Origin of the sequence: Variovorax paradoxus (genome assembly GCF_009755665.1) — a bacterium.
GTDB lineage: Bacteria > Pseudomonadota > Gammaproteobacteria > Burkholderiales > Burkholderiaceae_C > Variovorax > Variovorax paradoxus_G.
The window spans coordinates 4,154,735-4,179,414 of record NZ_CP046622.1 but is presented as its reverse complement, the minus strand read 5'-3'; the positions used below and the strand labels follow the sequence as shown (position 1 = coordinate 4,179,414).

The window sequence follows — 24,680 nt, the reverse complement described above, 5'->3', positions numbered from 1 at the left end:
CTGCCTGCACGTTGAAAACATGCGATTGCAACACGACCGCGCACGCTTCAGCGACCGAAGAAGGGGTTCAGCAATTCTTCTTCGGCCGGCGACTTGTCCTTCCGGGCCGTGGACGCAGGCGCGGGCGCGCGTGCGGCCTTGCGCGGTGCGGAAAGGCTGCACGCGGTCGGCACCACCGCCGTCAGCGGCGGAATGGGCGGCAGCACCGGCGGCTCGCCGGCCGGCCCCATCGACTGCTCGAGAAAGTCGAGCATCGCGCGCATGGCGGCGCTGTTGTGCCGGCGCTGCGAATAGGCCGCGTAAAGCCAATGGTCCTTCGGCATGTGCTCGCGCAGCACCGGCACCAGCGCGCCGCGCTCCAGGTGCGACTGCGCCAGCGGCTCGGGCACATAGGCCACGCCCGCGCCGCGCAGCGCCAGCTCGATGAGCGCAACGGCGTCGTTGGCTTCCATGCGGCTGTGCACCTGCACCTCGACCGGCTTGCCCTTGGTCTCGAAGGGCAGGTGGGTCGTGGGCTTTGCCGAATAGCTCAGCACGTCGTGGCGGGCAAGGTCTTCGGGCACCTTGGGAATGCCGCGCTGCGCCCAATAGGTGGGGCTTGCGCACACCACCATGTCGAACGGCACCAGCCGGCGCACGATCAGGTTCATGTCGTCGATGCGCCCGCCCGTCAGGTGAATGTCGATGCCTTCCTCGATCAGGTCGATCTCGCTGTTGGTGAACACCAGGCTCACATACACCTCGGGATAGAGCTTGATGAATTCGGCAATCACGTCGGACAGCCAGCCTGCAATCAGCCCGTGCGGCGCGCTCATGCGCAGGCGCCCGCGCGGGTGCGAGCCGTGGGCCTGCAGGTCGTTCAGCGTGTTCTCGGCCATGGCCACCAGCTCGGCGCTGCGGTCGAGCAGCACCTGCCCCGCATCCGTCAGGCTCAGCGAACGGGTGGAGCGGTTGAGCAGCCGAACGCCGCTGCGCTCCTCGAGCTCGGCCACATAGCGGCTGACGGTAGCTTTCGACATGCCCAGCGAAATGGCTGCACGGGAGAAGCTGCGCCGGAACGCCACTTCGCGGAATGTTTTGATGAGATCGAGGCCGTCCATGGTGGCTGCATTGTTTCAGTTTCCCCGCAGGGCTGCAGATCCAACCGGCGGATTCCCGCGTATCACGGCAGGCGGCTCCTTCCGGCGCCGCGAACAAGGATTTCACGCGCATGCCGCAAACCACTGAAGCCGCCATTCGCTCGGTCGAGCGGGGCCTGGTGCCCGACACCCTCGTGCGAATGGGCATCCGGCGCCTGCTGAGGGCCAGGCTGGCCGAACTCGAAGGCGGCGCCGCGGAAGAAACCGCCGAGCTCACCGAAATCTTTCTGCGTGAGATGCGGGCCGCCCCGCTGGCACCCCTGCCCGAGAAGGCCAACGAACAGCATTACGAAGTGCCGGCCGGTTTCTTCGGCGCCGTGCTGGGGCATCACCGCAAGTACAGCAGCTGCTTCTGGCCCGAAGGCGCAAACACCTTGATGCAGGCCGAGTCGGCCGCGCTCGAGGCCACATGCGAGCGCGCGGAGCTGCGCGACGGGCAGGACGTGCTCGAACTCGGCTGCGGCTGGGGTTCGCTCACGCTGTGGATGGCCGAGCGCTACCCCGCGAGCCGCATCACGGCGCTGTCCAACTCGCAGTCGCAGCGCGAATACATCGAGGTGGAGGCCACGCGCCGCGGCCTGCACAACGTTCGCGTCGTCACGCGCGACTTCAACGAGTTTTACACGGCCGACCGGTTCGACCGCATCCTCTCGGTCGAGATGTTCGAGCACCTGCGCAACTGGCCGCGCGCCTTTGCCAACGTGGCGCGGTGGCTACGGCCCGAGGGCCGCTTCTTCATGCATGTGTTTGCGCACCGGGACGCGCCCTACGCCTTCGAGGAACGCGACGCGAGCGACTGGATGAGCCGCCACTTCTTCTCGGGCGGCATGATGCCGGGCGACAGCCTGGCGCTGCGTTGCCAAGACGATTTGCGGGTGCTTCAGCAATGGCGCTGGGACGGCACCCACTACCATCGCACCGCCGAAGCCTGGCTCGCCAACATGGACGGGCGCCGCATGATGCTGTTTCCGCTCTTCAGACGAACCTACGGCGCCGATGCCGAACTGTGGTGGATGCGCTGGCGGCTCTTCTTCATGTCGGTGGCCGAGCTCTTCGGCTACGAGAGCGGGCAGCGGTGGTGGGTGAGCCACTATCTTTTCGAGCGGCGCGCATGAGTTTCATGACCGTGGCCCTGGGCGGACTTGCGGCAACCGCGGTCCTGGCATTCGCGACCTGGCTCGCCAGCCTGGCACGGCGCGACGCCAGCCTGATCGATCGCGTCTGGTCGCTTTGCATCCTGGCCGCGGCGGCGATGTACTTCTTTCTGCTGCCGCCGCAAACGGCGCCGCGAGGGCTTTGCATGCTGCTGATTGCCACCGTGTGGGCATTGCGGCTCAGCGTTTTCATCAGCTGGCGCAACTGGGGCCACGGTGAGGACCGGCGCTACCGCCAGATCCGCGAACGCAATCAGCCGAGCTTCGGGTTCAAGAGCCTCTACCTGGTGTTCGGCCTGCAGGCCTTGCTGGCGTGGGTTGTTTCGGCGCCTTTCCTTGCCGGCATGTCGGCAGTGCGCGAGCTGAACATGCTCGATGCAGCAGGCATTGCGCTGGCGCTGTTCGGCATTGCGTTCGAGAGCATCGGCGACGCGCAGATGGCCCGATTCAAGGTCAACGCGGCGAACAAGGGGCAGGTGATGGACCGCGGCCTCTGGCGCTACACGCGCCATCCCAACTACTTTGGAGAGGCCTGCGTCTGGTGGGGCTTGTGGCTCATGGCCGCGGCCGGAGGCGGGTGGGGCGGCGCCTGGGCCGCCGTGTCTCCGGTGCTCATGACGGTGCTTCTCTTGAAGGTGTCCGGCGTGAGCCTGCTCGAGAAAGATATTGCCGAACGGCGCCCGGCCTACCGCGACTACATTGCGCGGACCAATGCCTTCGTGCCCGGCCCTTCGCGCGGCAAAGCGCCATGAGGGCCGCACGGCTCGGCCCGACTTTTCCGATCTCGATCCTTCATTCGAACTAACACGGGAACATTCATGTCCATCCGGCAATTCGCCATCGCCTATGCGGCATCGGCCGTGGTCTTCCTGGTGCTCGATGGAATCTGGCTGACCGTGATGGCCGACCGGCTCTATCGGCCGGCGCTCGGCCATTTGATGCTGGAGCGTTTTGCGCTGGCTCCGGCCGCCGCTTTCTATGCGATTTACCTGGCTGGCGTGGTGGTGTTTGCCGTATCGCCCGCGCTCGCCAGCGGGCGCTGGCTCACGTCGCTGGGCCTTGGCGCGCTGCTCGGGCTCATGGCCTACGCGACCTACGACCTGACCAACCAGGCCACGCTGAAAGACTGGTCATGGACGGTGACCATCGCGGACCTGTGCTGGGGCACTTTCGTCACCGCTGTTTCAGCGGCCGTGGCAGCCAAGGTGGTGCTGGCTGCGAGCCGCTGACGCGCGGTTGCTACATCCCGACCAGCGCGCCCAGTGTGCGCGCCACCAAGCCATTGAAAAGCACCCGGCCGCGCACCGAGGCAAGGCAGATGCATTCACCGCCCGCCTGCACCACTGGCTGGTGGTGAAAGCTGCCGTCCGCCTCGTCGAAATCGCCCGGGCCGAACAGCGCGCGCCCGTCGTGGAAGGTGCCGTAGAGCACCTGCGTGAGTTCGGAGTCGCTGTGCGTGTGCATCGGCAGGTTCTTGCCCGCGCCAATGCGCAGCAGAAAAACATTGGCCGCCGGATCGTCGGGCAAGGTCACGCGGCTCCAGCGCATGCCCGGCCCCAGCCAGCGCCAGCGCGTGGCGGGGCATCCGGCCAGCGAGCGCGGCCAGGTCATGCCCGGCGGAAGCACGGGGTGCGGAGCCGGTACCGGCGCCGGCATGGCGCGTGGTGCGGGCGGGGTGTCGATGGCCGCCATCGTGCGCGCGAGCGCATCGGGTGCCATGGTTGCGGCCGGCAGTTCGTCCAGCAGCGCGCCGCCCACCGCCTCGAAGACGCGCATGCGTTCGCGGCAATGGGCGCAGTTTTCGACATGGCTGGCAACGACCACCGAATGGCCGCGGTCAAGGCTGCCTGCCGCATGGGCCAGCAGCAACTCGTCGTCTGGGTGATGTTGAATCGTCGTCATGGTTCGAGTCCATCGAGCAGCCGCCGCAAATGGCGAACGGCCAGGCGCACGCGCGACTTGACGGTGCCGAGCGGAAGGCCCAGCGCCTTTGCAATCTGCGAGTGCGGTTGCTCCTCGTAGAAAGACAGGCGCAGCACCTGCGCCTGTTCGTGCGGCAACTGCGCCATGGCCTCGCGCACGCCGGCTTCGCGCTGCCGCGTCAGCAAAAGTTCGTCCGGCTGGGGAAGCGTGTCGGGCATGTCGTCGCCGTCGAGCTCCTCCGCATCGGCCGTGCGATTGCCAATGCGCCTGAAATGGTCCACCCGCAGGTTGCGCGCAATGGTGAAGATCCAGGTGGAAACATTGGCAAGGCCGGGGTCGAAGCTCGGCGCCTTGCGCCAGACGCTCACCATCGCTTCCTGCGCCAGTTCCTCGGCCAGCCCTTCGGAGGTGCCGAGCCGTATCAGGTAAGACTTTACGCGCGGCGCGAAATGCTTGAACAGCGCGGCGAAGGCCTGCCGGTCGCCGTTGCGTGCCACGGCCTGGGCCAGGTTGTTGAGTTCTTCGCTTGTCGGCATCGCGTCCCGGCCTTGATGCAGTGTCACGATCGACAGCCAAGGTGCTCGCGGTCGAACGCGCGAGGAGACCGGTGCCGTGGTTTGTCGGACGGTGTTCATGCTGCTCTTACGCACCGCCGGCGGCATTAGATCACAGCGGTTCGCTGTAATGGCGGCAAATCCAAATCCGCCGTGGCTGCGTACAAGTTGCCACATCTTCCTTTCGGAGCCCCCATGACGATTGCAGCAGCCCCCGACACGCCAGCGTCGCTCATCGAGGCTCCTGGCGGGCCGGCGCTCGATATTGCAGTGATCGGCAGCGGCATTTCAGGGCTTTCGGCCGCCTGGCTGCTGTCTCAGCGGCACCGGGTCACGCTGTACGAGGCCGACAGCCGGCCCGGCGGCCACAGCAACACCGTGCAGGTCGCGAGCGTGGCGGGGGTCACCCCTGTGGACACCGGCTTCATCGTCTACAACGAATCGGCCTACCCGAACCTCACGGCATTGTTCGCGCACCTGGGCGTGGCAACGCAGCCTGCGGAAATGTCGTTTGCCGTGAGCCTGGACAACGGTGCGCTGGAATATTCGGGCAGCGGCCTGGGCGGCCTGTTCGCGCAGCGCGCCAACCTACCGAGGCCGCGCTTTTGGTCGATGCTGTACGACCTGGTGCGGTTTTACCGGCAGGCGCCGGGCGATGCGGCGCACTACGGCCTGCTGCCTCTCGATTGCTACCTCGACGCGCGCGGCTACGGCCAGGCCTTCAGGGAAGACCACCTGTACCCGATGGCGGCCGCCATCTGGTCGACCCCCGCCGCGCGGATCGGCGACTACCCCACAGAGGCCTTCGTGCGCTTTTGCGAGAACCACCATCTGCTCAGGCTCGGCGGACGGCCGCTGTGGCGCACCGTGGCGGGCGGCAGCGTGCGCTATGTGCAGCGGCTTACCCACGGCATGGGCGATCGGCTGCGGCTGGACACTGCCGCCGTTCAGGTGCGGCGCGAGGCCGACGCCGTTCTTGTGCGCACCGAAGGCGCCGGGCCGCCAAGGCGGTTCGACCACGTGGTGCTGGCCACCCACGCCGACCAGGCGCTGCGCCTGCTGCCGGACGCAAGCAGCGCAGAAATGCGGCTGCTCGGCGCCTTCGGCTACAGCCGCAACCGCGCCGTGCTGCACAGCGACCCCAGCCTCATGCCCACGCGCCGCGCGGTGTGGTCGAGCTGGAACTACATGGCCGACCGCAGCCGCTGCGGCGCCTTGTGCGTGACCTACTGGATGAACAGGCTGCAGGGCATTCCGGAAAGCACGCCGCTATTTCTCACGCTCAACCCCGTGCACGAGCCGGCGCGCGAGCACCTGATCGGCAGCGAGGTGTACGAGCATCCGGTTTTCAACTCGGCCGCCATGCGTGCGCAGGACGAGCTGTGGTCGCTGCAGGGGCAGCGCCGCACCTGGTTCTGTGGGGCCTACTTCGGATCGGGTTTCCATGAAGACGGGTTGCAGGCCGGCCTGGCCGTGGCCGAGGCGCTGGGCGGCGTGCGCCGCCCATGGAACGTGCCCAACGAATCGGGCCGCATCAAGCTGCGCCCGGCCGCTGCGGCGGAGGCTGCTTGAAGCAAGGCTCCGCCCTTTATCTTGGCCGCGCAACGCACCAGCGGCTGCGCCCGGCGCGCCACCGGCTGGGCTACCGCGTGTTCTCGCTGCTGGTCGATGTCGACGAACTGCCGGCGCTTTCGCGCAGGCTGCGGCTCTTTTCATTCAACCGCTTCAACCTGTTCAGCCTGCACGAAAGCGACTACGGCGCGGGCGACGGCATGGCGCTGCGTGCCTATGTGGAGCGCCAGCTCGATGCCGCGGGCCTGCGCACGGGCGGCGCCATCCACCTGCTCAGCATGCCGCGCATCCTGGGCTACGCATTCAATCCGCTCAGCGTGTACTTTTGCGGCCACCCGGATGGCGGCCTGCAGGCGGTGCTCTACGAAGTGAGCAACACATTCGGCCAGCGCCACAGCTACCTGATTGCGGTGAACGAGGCCGAGCGCCACGGGGAGCGCATCGCGCAGCAGTGCGCCAAGCACTTTCATGTGTCGCCGTTTCTCGATCTGGACATGCGCTACGACTTTCGCGTGGAGCCGCCTGATGCAGAGCGCGAGGGGCTACGCATCGGCATTACCGCGTGCGACGCGGAAGGCGCAGTGCTCACCGCTAGCTTCGATGCCCGGCGGCGCCCGCTGGGCGATGCGTCGCTTGCGCTGGCCTTTTTCTCCCACCCGCTGCTGACCTTCAAGGTCATCGCCGCCATTCACTGGGAGGCCCTGCGGCTGTGGGTGAAGGGCGCGCGCTTCCGCTCTTGCCCACCCGCGCCCGCGAAGCCGGTCACCATCGCTGGAACCAAGGACTCATGAGCAATTCAACTTCTTCCACGTCCAGCGGCCTCGAGGCCGCAGTGCTCGGTTCACCCGCGGGGCTTGCTCCAACGTCCTGGATTCGTCAGCCGCTGCGGCGGCTGCTGGCGCGTCTGCTGCGCAGCGTGCATTGCGGCAGCATTGCCGTGGAACTGCCCGACGGCGAGCGCTTGGAAGGCCGCGGCGCGGCGGAAGGCCCGCATGCCGCCATCAGGCTGCACCGCTGGCGGCCGCTCGCGCGCATGCTGCTGCGCGGTGACATCGGCCTTGCCGAGTCTTATCGCGATGGCGACTGGTCGAGCCATGACCTGACGGGACTGCTCGAATTCGGCATTCGCAACGAAGCCGGCTGGGGCCGCGTCTTCGAAGCCTCGCTGCCCGCGAAATGGTTCGGCCGCGCCGTGCACCGCATGCGCGCCAACACGCGCCGCGGTAGCCGGCAGAACATCTCCTTTCACTACGACATGGGCAACGCCTTCTATGCCCAGTGGCTCGATGCCGATTTGATCTATTCGAGCGCGCTGTACGCCACGGGCGACGAATCGCTCGAGCAGGCGCAGGCGGCCAAGATCGACCGCATTGCTGCACTGCTTGCACCGGCGCCCCATGACTCGGTGCTCGAGATCGGATGCGGCTGGGGCGCGCTCGCACTCGCGCTGGCGCAGCGGCACGGTGCGCAGGTCACGGGGCTCACGCTGTCCGCCGAACAGCTCGCGCATGCGCAGCAGCGCGTGCAGGAAGAAGGGCTGTCAACGCAGATCGACCTGCGCCTGCAGGACTACCGCGACGTGCAGGGCCGCTACGACCGCATCGTGTCCATCGAAATGCTCGAGGCGGTGGGCGAGCGCTACTGGCCGGTGTACTTCGACACACTGCGGGAGAGGCTGGCGCCGGGCGGCACGGCGGTGGTGCAGGTCATCACCATTGCGGACCAGCACTTCGAACAGTACCGCCGCAGCCCCGACTTCATCCAGCGCTTCATATTTCCGGGCGGCATGCTGCCGACGGTGCGCGCGCTCGAGGCCGAGGCTGCCCGCGCGGGCCTCGCGCTGGAGTGCGCCGAATCGTTCGGCGCCAGCTACGCGGCCACGCTCGCCGAATGGCGGCACCGCTTTCTTGCAGCATGGCCGTCCATCGAGCCGCTGGGCTACGACGCCTCGTTCAAGCGGCTGTGGGAGTACTACCTCTGCTACTGCGAGGCGGGCTTTCTGTCGGGGCGGGTCGATGTGGGGCTCTTCACGCTGAAGCACGCGCCGAGCCCGGCCGCGCCTATACCGATCGCCCGTCGAACTGCGTGACCGGTATCGCCTGCAAGTCGATGCCTTCGATGCAGCGGAGGTTGATGGCCGCCATCGGCTCGCCCGACGGAGCCTTGGCCTCACCATAGGGATGAATGCCGCACTCGGGGCAGAAGCGGTGCTTGATCACGTGCTTGTTGAAGAGGTAGACGCTGGTGTCTTCTTCGGGCGTGAGCAATTGCATGTTGCCGCGCGGCACAAACCACATCAGCGTGCCCTTGCGCTGGCACATGGAGCAATTGCACGACAGGGCCGAAGTGATCTCGCCCTCGGCCTCGAACTTGATGCGGCCGCAGTGGCAGCTTCCCTGGTATTTCATGCGCGGTGTCCTCTCGTCCAACAGTTAACCGTTGGGTTGAGTATTGGATGAATGCGGCGGTATTGTCAAGCGGAGGCGGCACGTTTCAGTTCGGCCGGCGCGTGCCCATAGGCCCTGGAGAACGCCCTCGAAAAAGCCGCGGCGCTCCCAAAGCCGGCTCGCCGCGCAGTCAACTTCACGGCCTCTCCGGCCGCCAGGTGCCGGCGCGCCAGCGTGAGCCGCCAGGAGCTCAGGTACGCCATCGGCGTCATTCCAACAGTTGCGCGAAACGCCGACATGAATGCGCTCCTGGACATGGCCGCTAGATCCGCCAGGTCGTCCACCGTCCATTGCCGCGACGGCGCCTCGTGAATCAACACCAGCGCGCGATGCAGTGCGGGGTGCGCAAGCCCGGCAAGCAGGCCCGGCTTCTGCGCACCGGTGTCGATCGCGCTTCTCAGCACCATCAGCATGAGCACTTCGGCCAGCCGGTTCAGGGCTGCGCTGCGGCCGCAGCGGCTTTCAATGGCCTCGGAAAGAAATGCCTTGGCGGTGGCCTCCAGCGCGAGCGACTCCTGCAGGGGCACCGATATCTCGTCGGGCATGGCGCTCATTAGCGGGTTGGTGTCGTTGTCGAAATCGACATGCGCCGCAACACGCACATCAGGCGGCAACGCGCTGGAGCCATGCAATCGAAAGACCACCCGGGCACCGGCTTCGCCATCTGCGCCCGCGAGCAGCAACACCGGTCCGCGCGTGTGAGGCTCGGCGAGCACGGCGACTCGCAGCTTGAACACTTCGATAAATGCCGCAAGTCTGTCCGCTTTGGCGGGCTTTGGACTTTGAATCATGGAATCTGGACTCTTCATGATCGCAAGCATGCGATCTTTGAGCCTCGTTTGCAACCAACTCAAAGGAAGACCCAGATGCTGATGCCACGCCAACAAGCCCCGGAACTCGTGCTCGATACGCTCGCCGGCGGCCCCTTTCGCCTGGCCGACGACGCACCCGAACGAATGACGCTGCTGTGCTTCTACCGGGGCCTGCATTGCCCGATTTGCGCCACCTACCTGAAGGAGCTGGAGCGGCTGACGCCGTCATTCGCCGAGCGCGGCGTCAGCACCATCGCCATCAGCTCGGACGGCGAAGAACGCGCACGCGCCATGGCCGAGAAAATCGGCGCAGCCAACTTGCGAATCGGCTACGGGCTTTCGCTCGCAAAGGCCAGGGAGTGGGGCCTCTACGTTTCGGCATCTCGCGGCAAGACGTCCATCGGGATCGAGGAGCCGGCGCTTTTTTCAGAGCCGGGCCTTTTCCTCATCAGGCCCGACAACACCGTTTATTACCTCTCGGTGCAGTCGATGCCTTTCGTTCGCCCCAACTTCGCGGAGATGGTGCAGGCGCTGGATTTCGTCATCAAGAACAGCTATCCGGCCAGGGGCGAGTACACAGGCCCGCTGCAGGAGCAGCCGGCCTGATTAGCGAGCGCTGGTTACTCCGCGGCGATGCCCGCGGTCTTGATGATCTGGCCCCAGCGGCTGAGTTCGGCCAGCTGGAACCGCGCCAGCTCTTCGGGCGTGGAAAGCGCGGCTTCCATGCCGGCCTGCTCGACCAGCTTTTGCACAGCGGGCGTTTCGATGGCGCGGTGCATGAGAGCGTTCAGCCGCTGCACCACCGGAGCCGGCGTCCCGGCGGGCGCGTAGAGCGCGTTCCAGTAGCCGAACTCGTAGCCGGGCAATGATTCGGCAATGGCCGGAACGCCCTGCACCAGCGGCAGGCGCTTGGGGCTGCTCACGCCCAGTGCACGCAGCTTGCCCGCCTTGACGTGGGGCAGGGTGGTGGCCAGGTCGGCAATCATCAGGTCGGTTTGGCCCGCGACCAGGTCGAGCACTGCCGGCGGGTTGGCCTTGTAGGGCACGTAGTTGAAGCGGGTGCCCGTCATCTGCTGGAACAGCTCGGTGGCCACTTGCGCGGACGAACTGCCCGAGCCGTAGTTGAGCTTGCCCGGCGCAGCCTTGGCGGCGGCAATCAGTTCGGCCACGTTGTTAGCCTTGACCTGCGGGTTCACCACCAGCAGCTGATAGCCCTTGGTCAAGAGCGACACCGGCGCGAAGTCCTTGATGGGGTCGTACGAGAGCTTTTTCTGCAGATGCGGGTTGGCCGATTGCGTGGTGTTGGTGGTCATGAACACCGTGTAGCCGTCGGGCTGGGCACGCGCGACAAACTGCGCCGCAATGCCGCCGAACGCGCCGGCCCGGTTGTCGACGATCACGGGCTGGCCCGTTTCCTTGGTCAGCTCCAGCCCTATGGCGCGCGCCAACCCGTCGGTGGCACTGCCGGCGCTGGAGCCCACCACGATGGTGATGGGCCGCGCGGGAAAGTTCTGCGCGCTGGCGGCGCCGCAGAGCGGAAGAAGCATGGCAAGTGCCAGGAGCGATCGGCGATGGTTCATTGGTTTGTCCTTAATAGTTATGGAGAGAGAAAAGAGAGCGGCAACTTCGAATGCGCGCACTGCCCGAAGAGATCAGCGCAGCAGGTTCCAGCCCGACATGAGCGCATGCAACTGCCGGTGCTGGTGGTCCGTCAACGGCCAGGCCGATGGCGGGCGGGTCGCGCCGCAGTCGTTGCCCATCAACTGCAGCGCGGTCTTCACCACGGTCACGTTGGTGCCGTTGTTCTCTTGCGCGCGAAGCTCTTCGAAGGGCAGCATCTCGCCGATGAGCCGCATGGCCAGCGCATGGTCGGCCGCTTCGAGCGCGTTGTAGATGGCCACCGAGCGCTCCGGCAGCACGTTGATGAGGCCCGACGTAAACCCGCGCGCGCCCACGGCGTAGAAGGGCGGCGCCCACACCTCGGCCAGGCCGCCCACCCAGGCCAGCTGGCGGTCGGCGGTGCGGCGCATGGCCTCGGCCAGCACCAGCGGCGTGGGCGAGGCCCACTTCACGCCCACGATCTCGGGTATGCGGCACAGCTCCTCGATGGCGGCCAGGCCGATGTTCTCGTTGCGCAGGTACAGCACCATCGGCAAGCCGTCGGCCGCATCCGCGATCTTTCGCAGGTACGCCACCACGCCGCGCGGCGCAACAAAAGGGTCGGGCGGCTGGTGCACCATCAGCGCGTCGGCGCCGGCTTGGCGCGAGGCGCGCGCCAGTGCGCAGGCTTCATGAACGCTGCGGCCCACGCCGGCCAAAAGGGGCACGCGGCCCGCAATGCATTCGGCTGTGGCATGCACCATGCGCTCGGCCTCGTGCGCCTGCAGGCCGTAGAACTCGCTGGTGTTGCCGTTGGCTACCAGCACATGCACGCCGGCCTGCACGGCGCGGTCGACCACCGGCTTGAGCGGTGCAACGCTGATGGCGTCGCTGGCGTCGAAGGGCGTTACCAGAATGCCGGAGATGCCGTTGAGTGCCTCGCGCAACGCGCGGCCTTGGAAAGAACTCATGTCGAATAAGGAATGGAAAAGGAATGGAGCGCGGAGAACGGCTACTCTAGGAGCCACCGGCAACAGCGTCCAATCCATACATGGGATGCCGCCATCCAAGATTTGAATCGTGTTCCAGCTCACCCAACTCCGCTGCTTTGTGGCCGTTGCCACCGAACTGCACTTCGGCCGCGCCGCCGCATCGCTGAACATGACGCAGCCGCCGCTCACGCGGCAGATCCAGCTGCTGGAGCATGAAGTGGGCGTGCTGCTGCTCGAGCGGGCCGGCGGCAGCGTGCGGCTCACGCCCGCCGGCGAAGTGTTTCTGCGAGAGGCCGAAGACATCTTGCGCCGCAGCCAGGCCGCCACGCTGGCCGCGCGCCGCGCAATGCGCGCCGATGCCGGCAGCGTGACCATGGGGTTCATTCCCGCGGCCAGCTTCACCATGCTTCCGCAGCTGCTGGCCACGGTGCGGACCCAGCTGCCCGACGTGCAGGTGATGCTGCGCGAAATGCAGACCGCCGACCAGATCGAGGCCATTGGCGCCGACCGCATCGAGCTGGGCATCGTGCGCCCGTTTGCGCCGCGCAGCTTTACCGAATCGGCCGCCATATTCCGCGAGCCCTTTGTGCTTGCCGTACCGGCGGAGCACCCGCTGGCGCAGATTGAATCGATACCGCTGGGCGCGCTCGAAGGCCAGGCCTTCATCGAGTTCTGCCCGTCGGAGTCGCGCTACCTTTACGAGCTGGTGGCCGGGCGGCTGCGTGCCGAAGGCGTTGCGCCCGAGGTAGTGCAAACGCTGAGCCACACGCACTCGATACTGTCGCTGGTGGACGCGGGCGTGGGCGTGGCGGTGGTGCCGCACTCCGCGCACAGGCTGCGCTATGCCGGCGTGGTGTTCAGGCCGCTGCAGGATGCGGGCGGCTTCGACGTCGAGCTGCACCTGGCGTGGCGGCGCGGCGGCCGGCATGGCGTTGCGGATACCCTGCGCATGCTCATCCAGCAGGCGTATCCGGCCCCTGCAAGGCCGTAGGGCTTTCTTGTACGATCGTCCGAGAAAACGGGCCCGCCTCAACACTCTTTTTCATGACCGATTCGCTGCTCACGCTGAATGCCGGCTCGTCATCGATCAAGGTCGCGCTGTTCGACGCGGCCGAGGGCGACGGCTCGCTCCCGGTCGCACGTTGGTCGGGTCAGGCCGATGGTCTTGGCGCTGGCCTCAAGCCCAGGCTGCGGGTGCACGATGCAAGCGGCGGCATGCTGCACGACGCCGCGCTCGAAGGCAGCCAGGCTTCGCACAAGGGCGCGCTGGCTGCGCTGCTTGAGTGGCACGCTCGTCAGCACGACGCCAGCCGCATTGCCGCGGTGGGCCATCGCATCGTGCATGGCGGCGGCAGCTTCATGGAGCCGGTGCGCGCCAAGGAGTCGGTGCTTGCCGAACTGGCCGCGCTGGAGCCGCTGGCACCGCTGCACCAGCCGCACAACCTTGCGGGCGTACGCGCCGCCATGCAGGCCTTCAACGGCGTGCCGCAGGTGCTGTGCTTCGACACCGCGTTTCACGCCACGCAGCCCGATGTAAACCGCCGCTTCGCGCTGCCGCGCGCGCTGCACGATGCGGGCGTGCGCCGCTACGGCTTTCACGGGCTGTCTTATGAATCCATCGTCGCGCAGTTCGCCGAGCATGCGCCGCAGCTCGCACAACAGCGCGTGATCGTCGCGCACCTGGGCAACGGGGCTTCGATGTGCGCCATGGCACAAGGTCGATCGGTGGCCACCACGATGAGCTTTTCTCCGCTCGACGGCCTCACCATGGGCACGCGCTGCGGCCGGCTCGATGCGGCCGTGGTGCTGTACCTGATGCGCTCGCGCCGCATGTCGGCGGACGAGGTGGAGAAGCTGCTGTTCCGCGAGTCGGGCCTGCTGGGCCTTTCAGCCGTGTCCAGCGACATGCGCGAGCTCGAGGCTTCAACGGCGCCAGAGGCCGCAGATGCCATCACGCACTTTGCGGAGCAGGTGCTTCAGCACATGGGCAGCCTTGCCGCGGCATTGCGCGGTGTCGATGCGATCGTCTTCACCGGTGGTATCGGCGAAAACGCCGCCGCGCTGCGCGAGCGCATTCTCGAAGAATGCGACTGGTTGGGCGTGAACGTCGATGCGGCTGCCAATGCCGAAGGCGCCACGCGGCTGACCACGCCCGAGAGTCCCGTGAGCGCCTGGGTGTTCAAGACCGATGAAGAGGCCGTGATTGCGCGGCACACCGCGCGGGTGCTGCGCCAGTAGACGGGGCGTTCGCTGTCCCGATGATGCACGCCCAGATCGAAGCTGCCTTTACGGCGTCGCTTTCAGAAGACCGTTTTTCGCAAGACCTTCGCGCGGTTGTTTTTGCACCAGCCAGTTCGTAGCAACCAGCGCAAGAAGAACGGCCGCTGCGGCGCAACCAAACACCGATTGCAGCCCGTGGGCCAGCGCGGCCGCCACGGCGTCTGCCGCCGCACCGCGCGACAGTGCACCCGGTGCGGCAAGTTCGCGCTTCATCAGGTGCGCGAGCAGTGCTGCCAGCAGTGCCACGCCCGCGGCGCCGCCAAGGCTGCGCAGCATGACGGGCGCCGCTGTGGCAATGCCCATGTGCTGCGCCGGCGAAACGCGCTGTGCCACCACGGTGACGATAGGAAAGAGCAACCCCAGCCCGAGCCCCAACGGCAACAGCGCGGCCGACAACGCCAAGGGCCTCGCGGGCAGCCAGTGCAGCACGCCCGCCATCAGGCCGAAGGACAGCAGCATGAGCATGCAAGCCGCACGCGCTATTGAAGCAGCCGGCCTCTGTGCGCGCAGCAGCTTGCCGCTGGTGACGGCCGCCAGAGTGATGCCGGCCATCAACGGCAGCAGGTGCCATGCGGAGCCTGTAGGCGACAGATGCAAGCCAATTTGCAGGTACTGCGGCAGGAACACCACAGCGGCGTAGAGCGCAACGCCGGTCGCTGTTCCGATGAAGCTGACGGCCGCATAGGCGGGGCGCGCGAACAGCGACAGCGGCAGCAAGGGGTGCGCAACTCGCTTTTGACGCCAGACAAAAGCCAGCGTGAACATAGCTCCCAGCGCCAGCAGAAGCCACAGCGAAACGCGCTCTGGCAGATTCAGCTGCCCCTGCTGGGTGGCCAGCAGAAGCAGAACAAGAGCGGCCGTGAGCAGCGCTGCGCCGAGCCAGTCGATGGACATGCGCTGCCGCTCTTGCGTGGCTGGCGGTTGCGCGGCGGAGGACTTCGATGGAAGCGTCGATGCCAGCACGCCCCAGGCCAGCGCCGCCGGCGGAACGTTCATCCAGAAAGCCCAATGCCACGACAGGTGCTCAACCAGTGCGCCGCCAATCAGCGGACCGAACATCGTCGATACGCCGTAAGCCGCGCCCAGCAGCGCCTGGTAGCGGCCACGCTGTTCTGGCGCGAACAGGTCGGGAACCGTCAGCATGGCCAGCGTCATCAAGCCACCGCCGCCCGCACCTTGCAGCGTCCGTGCAAGCACCAGTTGCTGCACGTCCTGGCTCGCCCCGCAGGCCAGTGACCCGGCCAGGAACAGCCCGATTGCCAACAGCAGCATCGGCTTTTTGCCCAGCACGTCGGCCAAGCGCCCATACAGCGCAATGACCACCGTCGCGGCCAGCAGGTAGGCAGAGAACACCCAGGCCAGCGGCCAGGCGCCCGGTAGTTCGCGTGAAATGACGGGCAGCGCGGTGGAAAGAATCGTTTGGTCGAGCGCCGCCAGGACGAGCGTCAGCACGAGCATGGCAAAGGGCAGCAGGGGCGAAGAGGTGCGCAGGGCTTTCATGAAACCGTTCGGTCAGGGGAGGGGGCGCAAGTGTCCGCAGCCACAATCATTTTGTACAGTGCAACATATTGAACATATGATTTCGTATGGCGAACACATACGACCTCAATCTGTTGACCGCGCTCGATGCACTGCTGTCCACCGGCAGCGTGACGGCTGCCGCCGCGCGCATGCACCTGAGCACACCTGCCATGAGCCACACCCTGGCACGCATTCGCGAATCGTTTGGCGATCCGATCCTGGTGCGCGCCGGCCGCAAGCTGGTGCCCACCCCGCGCGCCCTTTCGCTGGCAGAGCCAGTGCGCACCTTGCTCGCGCAAGCACAGGCATTGCGCGCACCGGCAGATGCACAAAGCCTGGCGGCAGTGCGGCGGCGCTTCGTTGTGCGTGCACCCGAAGGCATTGCCGTGGTGTTCGGGGCCAGCGTGTCGCAGACGCTGGAAGAGGAAATGCCGCTGGCCTCGCTCCAGTTTCTGCCGGAAACCTACGCCGACCCCGGCGCGTTGCGCGAAGGCCGCATCGACCTGGACGTGGGCAGCTTCAGAGGCACCGACCCTGAAACCGAAACCCAGGTGCTGTCAGAGCAAACATTGGTGGGCGCGGTGCGCGCGGGGCATCCGCTGCTCAAGGGGTTGAAGAAAACGCCGATGACGGCTGCAAGGTATGCGGATGCACGCCACGTTGGCGTTACGCCGCGCGAGGGCGAGCCGTCGCCGGTGGATACGGCGTTGGGCCAGTTGGGTCTGCAGCGCCAACTGGCGTTGCTGGTGCCAAGCACCTTTTCGGCGTTGATTGCCGCCTCGCGCACCGAGCTTGTTGCAAGCGTTCCCGAGCGCACCGCACGGGGCATGGCCGGTTCGCTGGGCCTCAGCATTTTCGAGTTGCCCGTCGCAGTGCATTCGGAGCCGCTGCGCATGGCATGGCACCCGCGCCACCATGTCGATCCGGCGCATCGGTGGTTGCGCGAAAGCATTCGGCGGCTGCTTGACGACCGGCGCTGGATTGTGCCGTCCGTCACGTCGCTGACCGGCGCTGCGAAGAAGCGTGTGGTGTAACGAGGCCGTGCGGCGTCAGGCCTGAAAGTTCAGCCTGAGCCCCGGCGTGGGCCAGTCATCGATGGCAATCAACCGCCCGCTGCCCGATAGCGTGACGTACGCCGTGCGCATGTCGCGCCCGCCAAAGCAGATGTTGGTGGTGTAGCGGTCGGGCAGCGGCACGTGGTCGCAGGTGCTGCCGTCCGGCGCAACGATGGTGATGCCGCCGTGCAGCAGCGTGGCCACGCACAGGTTGCCCAGCGCATCGGCCGCCATCGAGTCGAAGCGCTGGTAGTGCCCGCCCGGCGATGCGCACAGCATGCGGCCACCGTGCGGCGAGGGCCAGCCGTCCTTGCGCAGGCGGCCGGGCGCCGTGATGTCGAAGGCCCAGAGCCGCGCGCCTTCGGTTTCCGCGTAATAGAGCGTGCGGCCGTCCGGCGACAGCGCGATGCCGTTGGGCGTCATCGCCGGCCGCACGACCGCATGCACGGCGCTGCCGATGCTGTGGCCATGGAACACGCCGCCGCGGTCCATGTCGCGCTCGCGCGTCTTGCCCAGGTCCGTAAAGTAGAAGCCGCCTTGCGCGTCGAACACGATGTCGTTTGGGCCACGAAGCGCAAAGCCCTCGACCATGTCGTAGAGCCGCTCGGCCTGCCCGGTGGCAAGGTTCACGCGTTCGATGCGCCCGCCCGAATAGTCTTCGGCCTGGCCCACCGGGCGGTGGCACCCATCGGCCTCGGTATGCCAGCGAAAGCCGCCGCTGTTGCACACGTACACCGCGCCGTCCGGCCCCATGGCGGCGCCGTTGGGGCCGCCGCCCAGGTCGGCCACCACCTGCACCAAGCCGTCGTGCCGCACTCGCGTGAGCGTGCCGCGTGCAATTTCAACCAGCAGCACAGAGCCATCGTCCATGGCAATGGGCCCTTCGGGAAACTGCAGGCCGGTGGCGAGTTCGCGGATTTGCATCGGAGGCCCTTTCTCTTGCTGGGCCGCCTTTTTACACCCGCGGTTGCGTTTCAGTCGCCGCCGCAGCCGCTGCGCTCCAGCACTGGCAGCAGCTGCGGCCCCAGCGACTTGAGCAGCTGCGTCGGCAGCGCGCTGGTGAACGTGTAACGCGCGGCATGGGGCTCGTGCACGTAGGCCATGATGGTGCCGAAGTAGCGGTCGCCAATGGTGAACGCGAAGGTGGCCGAGCGGCTGATCTTGCGCTCCGCAGACTTGCGCCCGCCGCCGGTGTGGCCGTAGCGGTGGTCGCCGGTGCCGGTCTTGCCGCCCACTTCGAGCGCGCGGCCGTCCGCATCCACCAGCACGCCCTTCAGGCGGCGGGCCGTGCCGTCTTGCACCACCTGGACCAGCGCTTGGCGCACGGTGGCGGCCACCTCTGCGGGCAGCACCTGCTCGGCACCGGCGTTGCGCGGCTCCAACCGTGTTTCGTAAGGGGTGTCGCGCGCAAAGTGCAGTGAGCCCACGCGCTGCACCGGGTGGCGCATGCCGTCGCTGGCGATGATGCCCATGAGCTCCGCCAGCGCGGCCGGCCGGTCGCCCGATGCGCCGATGGCGCTTGCGTAGGAAGGTGTGAGCGATTCGAACGGATAGCCCAAGCGTTGCCACGAGCGGTGGATTTGCGCGAAGGCGTCGATCTCGATCAGCTCGCGCAGGCGCGTGTCTTGCGCGCTCTTGTGGCGCGTCTTGAAGAGCCAGGCGTAGACCTCTTGGCGTTCGCTGGTGCTCGCGTTCAGCACCTCGGCCAGCGTGGCACCGGGGTGCTTTCGCAAATAGCCCACCAGCCACAGCTCCAGCGGATGCACGCGCGCCACGTAGCCGCGGTCTGCCAGCGAAAGGTTGGCGTAGGTGGTGCGCAGCGCACGCAGTTCGCGCGGCGAGCCGTCGTATCCGCGGCCCAGCTTCTGCGAAAGCAGTTCTTCGAGCCGGGTCTCGTCCGCATCTGGCTCCACGGTGAACAGCACGCTGGCCAGGCGCGGCGCCGAAGGCCGCACGCCGCGCAGCAGCAAGGCCTGGGCATCGGCCGCCGGCAGGCGCTGGTACTTGCGATAGAAGCGCATCAGAAAGGCCGAGCCCTCACGGTCGGCAAAGCGCACGAGCAGCTCGCGCCGGCGCGGGTCGGTTGGGTCTTTGAGCAGTTGCTCGGCGTCTGACTCGCCGCCGAACATGCGGTGGCGCACCACGTCGCGCATCAGGCGAATGAACACCAGGTTGATCGAATGCTTGAAGCCTTCGCGCACGGTAATGAACTCGTTGTTGCGCGAGCGCTCGAAATTTTCGAACTGGTGCAGGCCACCGCCGGTAAAGAAGGCTTCGCCCGGGTTGGCCGAATACTTGCGCTCCATGGCTGCTTCGAGCATGGGCGCCAGGCGCTTGTCCTTGGCGCGCAGCAGGTACTGCCGCGCCCACACGCCCAGCGGGTCGCGCGGGCTGGGAGCCAGTGCCGTGAGCTGCGCGGTGCCCAATCCGGCCCAGCTGGCGTGCAGCTCGGCCACCAGCTCGAGGTAGCTCACCAGCGTGCGCAGCTTGGCGGTGGAGCCAAGGTCCAGCCGCGCGCCCTGGTTCACGTCGAAAGGCTGGTCGATGCTGTCTGCCTGAACCCGCAGCAGGCTGCCTTGGGGACCACGCTCGAACAGCGTGAAGCTGTAGACCAGCGGGCTCGGGTCTGCGCCCGCATCCAGCAGGTGCGGGCCGTACAACCCCGCCGCCTTGGCCGCGGCCGGCGTGCGCAGCCCTGCCAGCACCTGTGCCGCCAGCGCTTGCGCCTCGCCGTCCAGGCTGGTTTCGGCCTCCAGGTCGAGCCGCTCCAGGTCGTAGGCGCGCGGCACGTCGAGCAGGGTGGAGATGTGGGTGCGCAGCGCACTCGTGGCCTTGCGCTGAACAAAGTCGGGCCGCGCGGTCGGGGGCAGCTCGGGCCGCAGGTGCAAGGGCAGGGGCAACGCCGCATCGCGCAGCGTGGGCGAAATAACGCCCGCCTCGGCCATCAGCCGCAGGTAGCTGTTGGTGAGCCGGCCCAGGCTTGCGCCGTCGCCCAGCAGGTGTTGCGACGGGCGGCGCTGCGCAATCATCAGCGACAGCGCCTGCTTGAAGGCCTGCGCCTGGCGACGCAGCCCATCGGGCGTGGGGGCGGCGCCCTCCGCCTGGTCGGCCAGCAGGCGGTTCACTTCCCGAAAGTCGCGCCCGTACCAGGCCCACAGCCCGTCGCCCATGCCGTGCACCTCGCCCATGCCGGGGCGCGCGGCCAGCGGCACCGTGTCGAGATAGTCGACCACGATCTGCCGGCGCCGCGCCAGCGTGTCGTCCCCGTCTTGATAGGCGCGCACAGATGCAGACGCCATTTGCCGCAGCTTTTCGCGCACCGATCCCGTGCGGCCGTGCGGCGAATGGCGGTACTTTTCGATTTGCGTGGCCAGCGTGCTGCCGCCCGTGGCCGACTGGCTGGGGCTGAACACCCGCAGCCCGTGCTCCACTGCGGCCTTGGCAAAGCGCTCCGGGTCGAGCGCCGGGTTGCGCTGCGGCGGCTCCGCGTCAAGCAGGTGGCGGTCTTCGACGAACAGCAGGCTGCTCACCAAGAGCGGCGGCACCTCTTCAAAGCGCTCGTAGGCGCGCTGCGGCACCCGCGTGTGCAGCAGCGCCGTGTTTCGGCAGTCGCGCACCGTAAGGCCGGCCTGGTTCTTTTCGCGGTAGGGCGTAAAAAGCCCGTGCTCCTGCAGCTCGATGAGGCGAGGCGACATGCGCGCCTGCCGGGTGATGGTGAAGCCATGCGGCCCGAGCCGCTCGATGAAACGGGGCAGATCGTGATAGCCCATCCGCTCGTCGTACGGCCCAGTTTGGGGAAAGCGAATGGCGTTGCTGGGACCCGAATCGACGCTGAAGGTGGCGCCGGCGGAAAAGTCGCGCCACAAGGCGGATTGCAGGCGCGAGGTCTTCAGCTCATCGACCACCAGAAAGGCACCGAGCGCACCCAGCACGGCGAGCCCAGTGCCGATCCAGAAGACCTTCTTGAACCTTGTCATGCTCTGCCTCGCACACAGTCTGCAACGCGGGTTCGCTCAAGGCGATGATGCGCCTTTGGCAGCAGTTTGGGTGGTGCGGGGCAGCCTGAAACGAGGGAGAACTACCTATTGGGGGTTCGCGGTGTGCCGGCATACAAATGCGGGTTGCCGCCGGGCTTTGAAAAACAGGCGTCAGCCCACCGCCTTGATGAGTCGCTCGCGCCCCGCCTTGGCCAGCATTGACGCCACCGCGCAAGAGGCCAGGCGCGCCGGCTCCGAGTCGGCCCGGCTCGTCAGGATGACCGGCACCCGCGTGCCCAGCACAATGCCCGCCGCATACGCCCCGCCCAGAAAGGTGAGGCTCTTTGCCAACATGTTGCCCGCGTCGAGGCTGGGCACGATCAGCACATTGGCGCGGCCCGCCACCGGCGACACGATGCCCTTGATGCGCGCCGCCTCCGCGTCGATGGCGTTGTCCATGGCCAACGGCCCGTCGACCTCTGCGCCGGTAATCTGCCCGCGGTCGGCCATCTTGCACAGCACCGCCGCATCCAGCGTGGAAGGCACCTTGGTGCTCACCGTTTCAGTGGCCGAGAGAATCGCCACCCGCACCGCAGGCATCTGCAGCGCATGCGCAAGGTCGATCGCGTTCTGCACGATGTCGACCTTTTCATCGAGCGTGGGCGCAATGTTGATGGCCGCGTCAGAAATGATGAGCGGCTGCGGGTGCCCCGGAACGTCCATCACAAAGCAGTGGCTGATGCGCCGCGACGTGCGCAGCCCGCCCTCGCGCCGCACCACCGCGCCCATCAGCTCGTCGGTGTGCAGGCTGCCTTTCATCAACGCATCGACCTCGCCGCGCAAGGCCATGGCCACGGCGGCATCGGCTGCGGCGTGGCTGTGGGGAGCATCGACGATGGGGATGTTGGAAAGGTCTGCATTCGCCTCGCGTGCCGCGGCTTCGATCTTTGCGCGCGGGCCGATGAGCGTGGGGGCGATGAGGCCGAGTGCGGCTGAAGCGAGGGCTGCTTCGAGGGAGACGGCGTCGGCTGGGTGGACGACTGCGACGCGCAGCGGTGGGAGGGCGCGGGCTGCGGTGATGAGGCGGTCGTAGTGGGGGGTGGGAGGCGGGGGGGATGAGAGGGGCATGCGGGCTCCGGAGCTTGTGCGGTTCAGAGAGTTTGCAGCAGTTGGTTGGAATCCGGTTGCTTGCTGCTGCTCAGCAAAGCGTTTCGACCAACCGCGCCGTGGCGCGTGCGATTTCTTGATTGCCTTGCTGATGTGGGAAAAGTTGGGCCGATGCTCGATTTGTTCACTGCATCCACTGCGTCGAGGCCACCAATGGGGCGCTTCTGTTCTTACATTTGAACGACTGCCGCGCCTCACGGCAAGACATCGCAATGCACACCGCAGCGATGTTGATGTGAGGCACAAAAGGCGACGGCCAAGGTGCGCTAACACCATGGCCGTCTGACCAATCAACGTGCAACACCTTGGAAGGCGCACATTAAGTGGCTGATCGAATTATCACCGGGCGGAACACGCCCGCATCCGACCACGCAATCCATCAGCAGGACGCGGCGGACGTTCTTGAGAACAAGTTGTCCCAATTGCAATCTCTGCTGAGTTGCTGCTATGGGGATGGGGCTGAGTGGTTCGATGCGATTGGGGCGAAGCATCGGGACAACATCATGTGGATTGCGGCAGATCTCGCAACTGAGGCCGTCCGGCTTACTCAAGAGGTGCTGAGCGGAACTCGCGCGAATGATCCAGTGAATGCCACTGCCGACGTCGATCCTTACGGCGGTGTCGTAGCCAGCGATCCCGGCGATAGTCGTGCACGAAAGTAGTTCGCGGTCTCTTCGTCACTGCAATAGACGTAGCACCCTTTCATGCCGCGCGTCATCAGCGTGCGGTAGGTGTTCTTAATGATCAGATCCGCCTCCGCGGTAGCCTTCTTCGGATCTGCCTTAAGCCGAACCTTGTAACCACGCAAGGTCTTGTCGTATCGGTCCCGCGCACTCGGCACTGTCTTGATGAGCCCATCACGCACGATCAAGTCCGGTCCGATGATCACGCCGATGTAGTCCACCTCGAGACCTTGGCAGGTGTGGATGCAACCAACCTCGTTGATCGAGTTTGGCGCGATGATCCAAAGGCTCCCATCGACATCGAGGTTCCATCGCTTTCGATACTCGCCAATGACGATGTCGAAAGTCTTGGGGTCTTTCTTGCTGGTCCATGGCCAGCAATAACCAGCGACAACGCGGGCGGTGCCTGACTTGTTCTTCTCTGCGATCGATGCGTGAAGCTCGTCGGGCGTGCTGAAGACCTTGAAGTCGAACTCAGCGGGAGTGAGCATTTTGTTCGCTGTTTGCCGAACGTCGAGCGTGTCGTCCAGCCACGCGATGTAGCCGTCCGAACCACTGCACCTGAACTGAGAGGCCAACTCGTGTTCCGACACCTCCGCGCCTTTGCCAATACCAAAGTCGCGAATGGTTTTCTTAGTGCCGATGTCGCTCAACGTCACGCGTTGGTCTTCATCGATGAAAAACACCGTGCACTTGGCTGCGGCGATGAGTTCCTTGACCTGGTTCTCACCGAGGTTGCCGTACAGGCCGCTCTTCTCGTTCAGGCGGTGAGCCTCGTCCACGATCAGCACATCGAACGTGTCGCTCGGCGTATCGATGAAGCCACCCGAGCCCGTAAAGAGATTTGAATAGCGAGTGCGAGTCATCGTGCCTGCAAGCTTGGTTTCGTACACGCGCCGGGGCGCGGCGTTCTTTGAAACGTACTTGCAGTTCAAGCCAGCACCCATTAGGGCGACGAGTGCGTTAATGGCGAGAACGGTCTTGCCAGTTCCCGGGCCGCCTTCGACGATCACGACCTTGGGGCTCGCGCTCGATGCAGCTCGACCAGCAGCCAAGATGTTCTCGTAAACCTCTTTCTGGTCGTCGATCAAGATGAACTCGGCGTTTCCCCTCAGCAGGCCGGCAAGGCTCTCGCTAAGCGCCTTCGACGGCCTGATTCGGCCATTCACCAATTCGTAGAGCACGCTCGGGTCGCCGAACTTGATGTGCTGCTTGATGAAGTTGCGCAGCAAGCTCCGCTCGGTCTCCCCCCGCAAGAAAAGCGGCGCTTTCTCGATATAGCCGGCGTAGTGGTCCGAGTCGATGACACCGTCGCGCTCGTAGTTGTGCAGATACGCGCAGGCCTGAACCGAGATACCGCCGGAGTAGACGGCTTCGTTGAAACCCTCCATCAACGAGGCGTAGGACCACGCTTGGTACGAAGGATGAACGACCTCTCGGTGCCCCCCACCAAGATATGTGCTGACCAGTGCGTCCTTGGTCGAAGGCTTCACCTTGTCCCACTGCTTGAGCTCGATGAGCACGACATTCTTCGAGTTGTCGTGACCTCGGCCGGTCAGGCTGATGTCGATGCGCTTAGAGCTTTGCGGAATATGAAGCTCGACTGCAACGCCGACGTCATCAGGAATATCCGAAGCGCTGAGAACCCGGGACATGTACCCCAGCGATTCCTTCCATGACCGCATCTCCGCCGCCGGTACCCTTCGGCCGGTAGCAGTCGTGTACTTGGCCAGGATGACGTCTTCGATGTCTCTGTCGTTGTTGTCGCTGAGAAACTGCTTCTTATCGGCTTGGTAGACGATCAC

General features: G+C 66.1%; 22 protein-coding genes. 10 read left to right on the top strand and 12 right to left on the bottom strand.

Annotated elements, in window-relative coordinates:
• Positions 1–47: 47 nt before the first annotated feature.
• Entirely contained in the window at positions 48–1,100 is a 1,053-nt protein-coding gene (locus GOQ09_RS19460; protein ID WP_157615021.1) for a LysR family transcriptional regulator, read from the bottom strand.
• 110 nt (positions 1,101–1,210) lie between these two features.
• Between GOQ09_RS19460 and GOQ09_RS19455 the strand changes: the two genes are divergently transcribed.
• The 3 genes from GOQ09_RS19455 to GOQ09_RS19445 all read left to right on the top strand — a co-directional run bounded on the left by GOQ09_RS19455 (position 1,211) and on the right by GOQ09_RS19445 (position 3,522).
• Positions 1,211–2,254 carry an SAM-dependent methyltransferase gene (locus tag GOQ09_RS19455; protein WP_157615020.1) on the top strand — a complete coding sequence of 348 codons (1,044 nt, stop codon included), beginning with the start codon at positions 1,211–1,213 and terminating at the stop codon, positions 2,252–2,254.
• Complete coding sequence (locus GOQ09_RS19450) at positions 2,251–3,045, top strand: DUF1295 domain-containing protein (RefSeq protein ID WP_157615019.1); 795 nt, start codon at positions 2,251–2,253, stop codon at positions 3,043–3,045. Before GOQ09_RS19455 ends, GOQ09_RS19450 begins: the two co-directional genes overlap by 4 nt.
• 66 nt (positions 3,046–3,111) lie before the next feature.
• Positions 3,112–3,522: a DUF2177 family protein gene (locus GOQ09_RS19445; protein ID WP_157615018.1), complete on the top strand. Its 411-nt coding sequence runs from the start codon at positions 3,112–3,114 to the stop codon at positions 3,520–3,522.
• A gap of 10 nt (positions 3,523–3,532) precedes the next feature.
• Here GOQ09_RS19445 and GOQ09_RS19440 read toward each other — a convergent pair whose 3' ends face one another.
• Together GOQ09_RS19440 and GOQ09_RS19435 are read right to left on the bottom strand one after the other, a co-directional pair.
• Complete coding sequence (locus GOQ09_RS19440; RefSeq protein WP_157615017.1) at positions 3,533–4,195, bottom strand: ChrR family anti-sigma-E factor; 663 nt, start codon at positions 4,193–4,195, stop codon at positions 3,533–3,535.
• Positions 4,192–4,752, bottom strand: a complete 561-nt coding sequence (locus GOQ09_RS19435; protein WP_165442103.1) for a sigma-70 family RNA polymerase sigma factor — start codon at positions 4,750–4,752, stop codon at positions 4,192–4,194. Before GOQ09_RS19435 ends, GOQ09_RS19440 begins: the two co-directional genes overlap by 4 nt.
• Before the next feature lie 213 nt (positions 4,753–4,965).
• Between GOQ09_RS19435 and GOQ09_RS19430 the strand changes: the two genes are divergently transcribed.
• The 3 genes from GOQ09_RS19430 to GOQ09_RS19420 are packed head-to-tail and all read left to right on the top strand — an operon-like array spanning position 4,966 to position 8,431.
• The gene (locus GOQ09_RS19430; RefSeq protein WP_157615015.1) at positions 4,966–6,342 is read left to right on the top strand and encodes an NAD(P)/FAD-dependent oxidoreductase; all 1,377 of its coding nucleotides are present in this window, start codon (positions 4,966–4,968) and stop codon (positions 6,340–6,342) included.
• Positions 6,339–7,133 (top strand): DUF1365 domain-containing protein, encoded by a 795-nt coding sequence (locus GOQ09_RS19425; RefSeq protein WP_242630885.1) that lies wholly within the window; start codon positions 6,339–6,341, stop codon positions 7,131–7,133. The genes GOQ09_RS19430 and GOQ09_RS19425 overlap by 4 nt, the downstream gene beginning before the upstream one ends.
• Positions 7,130–8,431, top strand: a complete 1,302-nt coding sequence (locus tag GOQ09_RS19420; RefSeq protein ID WP_157615013.1) for an SAM-dependent methyltransferase — start codon at positions 7,130–7,132, stop codon at positions 8,429–8,431. Before GOQ09_RS19425 ends, GOQ09_RS19420 begins: the two co-directional genes overlap by 4 nt.
• Here GOQ09_RS19420 and GOQ09_RS19415 read toward each other — a convergent pair.
• Both GOQ09_RS19415 and GOQ09_RS19410 read right to left on the bottom strand, forming a co-directional pair.
• The gene (locus GOQ09_RS19415; RefSeq protein WP_157615012.1) at positions 8,403–8,750 is read right to left on the bottom strand and encodes a GFA family protein; all 348 of its coding nucleotides are present in this window, start codon (positions 8,748–8,750) and stop codon (positions 8,403–8,405) included. The genes GOQ09_RS19420 and GOQ09_RS19415 overlap by 29 nt on opposite strands.
• Before the next feature lie 65 nt (positions 8,751–8,815).
• A complete protein-coding gene (locus tag GOQ09_RS19410; protein ID WP_242630884.1) occupies positions 8,816–9,676 on the bottom strand; it encodes a helix-turn-helix domain-containing protein in 861 nt (286 codons plus the stop codon).
• Between GOQ09_RS19410 and GOQ09_RS19405 the strand changes: the two genes are divergently transcribed.
• Positions 9,656–10,207: a peroxiredoxin-like family protein gene (locus GOQ09_RS19405; protein WP_157615011.1), complete on the top strand. Its 552-nt coding sequence runs from the start codon at positions 9,656–9,658 to the stop codon at positions 10,205–10,207. The two genes, GOQ09_RS19410 and GOQ09_RS19405, sit on opposite strands and share 21 nt — an antisense overlap.
• A gap of 14 nt (positions 10,208–10,221) precedes the next feature.
• Here the strand turns inward: GOQ09_RS19405 and GOQ09_RS19400 are convergent, their stop codons facing one another.
• Together GOQ09_RS19400 and GOQ09_RS19395 are read right to left on the bottom strand one after the other, a co-directional pair.
• Entirely contained in the window at positions 10,222–11,181 is a 960-nt protein-coding gene (locus GOQ09_RS19400) for a Bug family tripartite tricarboxylate transporter substrate binding protein (RefSeq protein WP_157615010.1), read from the bottom strand.
• 72 nt (positions 11,182–11,253) lie between these two features.
• Complete coding sequence (locus GOQ09_RS19395; RefSeq protein WP_157615009.1) at positions 11,254–12,171, bottom strand: dihydrodipicolinate synthase family protein; 918 nt, start codon at positions 12,169–12,171, stop codon at positions 11,254–11,256.
• 109 nt (positions 12,172–12,280) lie between these two features.
• On the opposite strand from GOQ09_RS19395, the gene GOQ09_RS19390 reads away from it, so the two are divergent.
• Both GOQ09_RS19390 and GOQ09_RS19385 read left to right on the top strand, forming a co-directional pair.
• A complete protein-coding gene (locus GOQ09_RS19390; RefSeq protein ID WP_157615008.1) occupies positions 12,281–13,183 on the top strand; it encodes a LysR substrate-binding domain-containing protein in 903 nt (300 codons plus the stop codon).
• Between the two features lie 53 nt (positions 13,184–13,236).
• Entirely contained in the window at positions 13,237–14,430 is a 1,194-nt protein-coding gene (locus tag GOQ09_RS19385; protein WP_157615007.1) for an acetate/propionate family kinase, read from the top strand.
• Positions 14,431–14,478: 48 nt separating this feature from the next.
• Here the strand turns inward: GOQ09_RS19385 and GOQ09_RS19380 are convergent, their stop codons facing one another.
• Positions 14,479–15,972 (bottom strand): MFS transporter, encoded by a 1,494-nt coding sequence (locus tag GOQ09_RS19380; protein ID WP_157615006.1) that lies wholly within the window; start codon positions 15,970–15,972, stop codon positions 14,479–14,481.
• A gap of 86 nt (positions 15,973–16,058) precedes the next feature.
• On the opposite strand from GOQ09_RS19380, the gene GOQ09_RS19375 reads away from it, so the two are divergent.
• Positions 16,059–17,027: a LysR family transcriptional regulator gene (locus GOQ09_RS19375; protein ID WP_157615005.1), complete on the top strand. Its 969-nt coding sequence runs from the start codon at positions 16,059–16,061 to the stop codon at positions 17,025–17,027.
• 15 nt (positions 17,028–17,042) lie between these two features.
• On the opposite strand, the gene GOQ09_RS19370 is transcribed toward GOQ09_RS19375, so the two are convergent.
• From GOQ09_RS19370 to GOQ09_RS19355, 4 genes are all read right to left on the bottom strand, one after another.
• A complete protein-coding gene (locus GOQ09_RS19370) occupies positions 17,043–17,972 on the bottom strand; it encodes an SMP-30/gluconolactonase/LRE family protein (RefSeq protein ID WP_157615004.1) in 930 nt (309 codons plus the stop codon).
• Between the two features lie 50 nt (positions 17,973–18,022).
• Positions 18,023–21,025, bottom strand: coding sequence for a transglycosylase domain-containing protein (locus GOQ09_RS19365; RefSeq protein ID WP_157615003.1), 3,003 nt, complete (start codon positions 21,023–21,025; stop codon positions 18,023–18,025).
• Between the two features lie 171 nt (positions 21,026–21,196).
• Positions 21,197–22,153 carry a bifunctional enoyl-CoA hydratase/phosphate acetyltransferase gene (locus GOQ09_RS19360; RefSeq protein WP_157615002.1) on the bottom strand — a complete coding sequence of 319 codons (957 nt, stop codon included), beginning with the start codon at positions 22,151–22,153 and terminating at the stop codon, positions 21,197–21,199.
• Between the two features lie 649 nt (positions 22,154–22,802).
• Positions 22,803–24,680, bottom strand: coding sequence for a DUF2075 domain-containing protein (locus GOQ09_RS19355; RefSeq protein WP_157615001.1), 1,878 nt, complete (start codon positions 24,678–24,680; stop codon positions 22,803–22,805).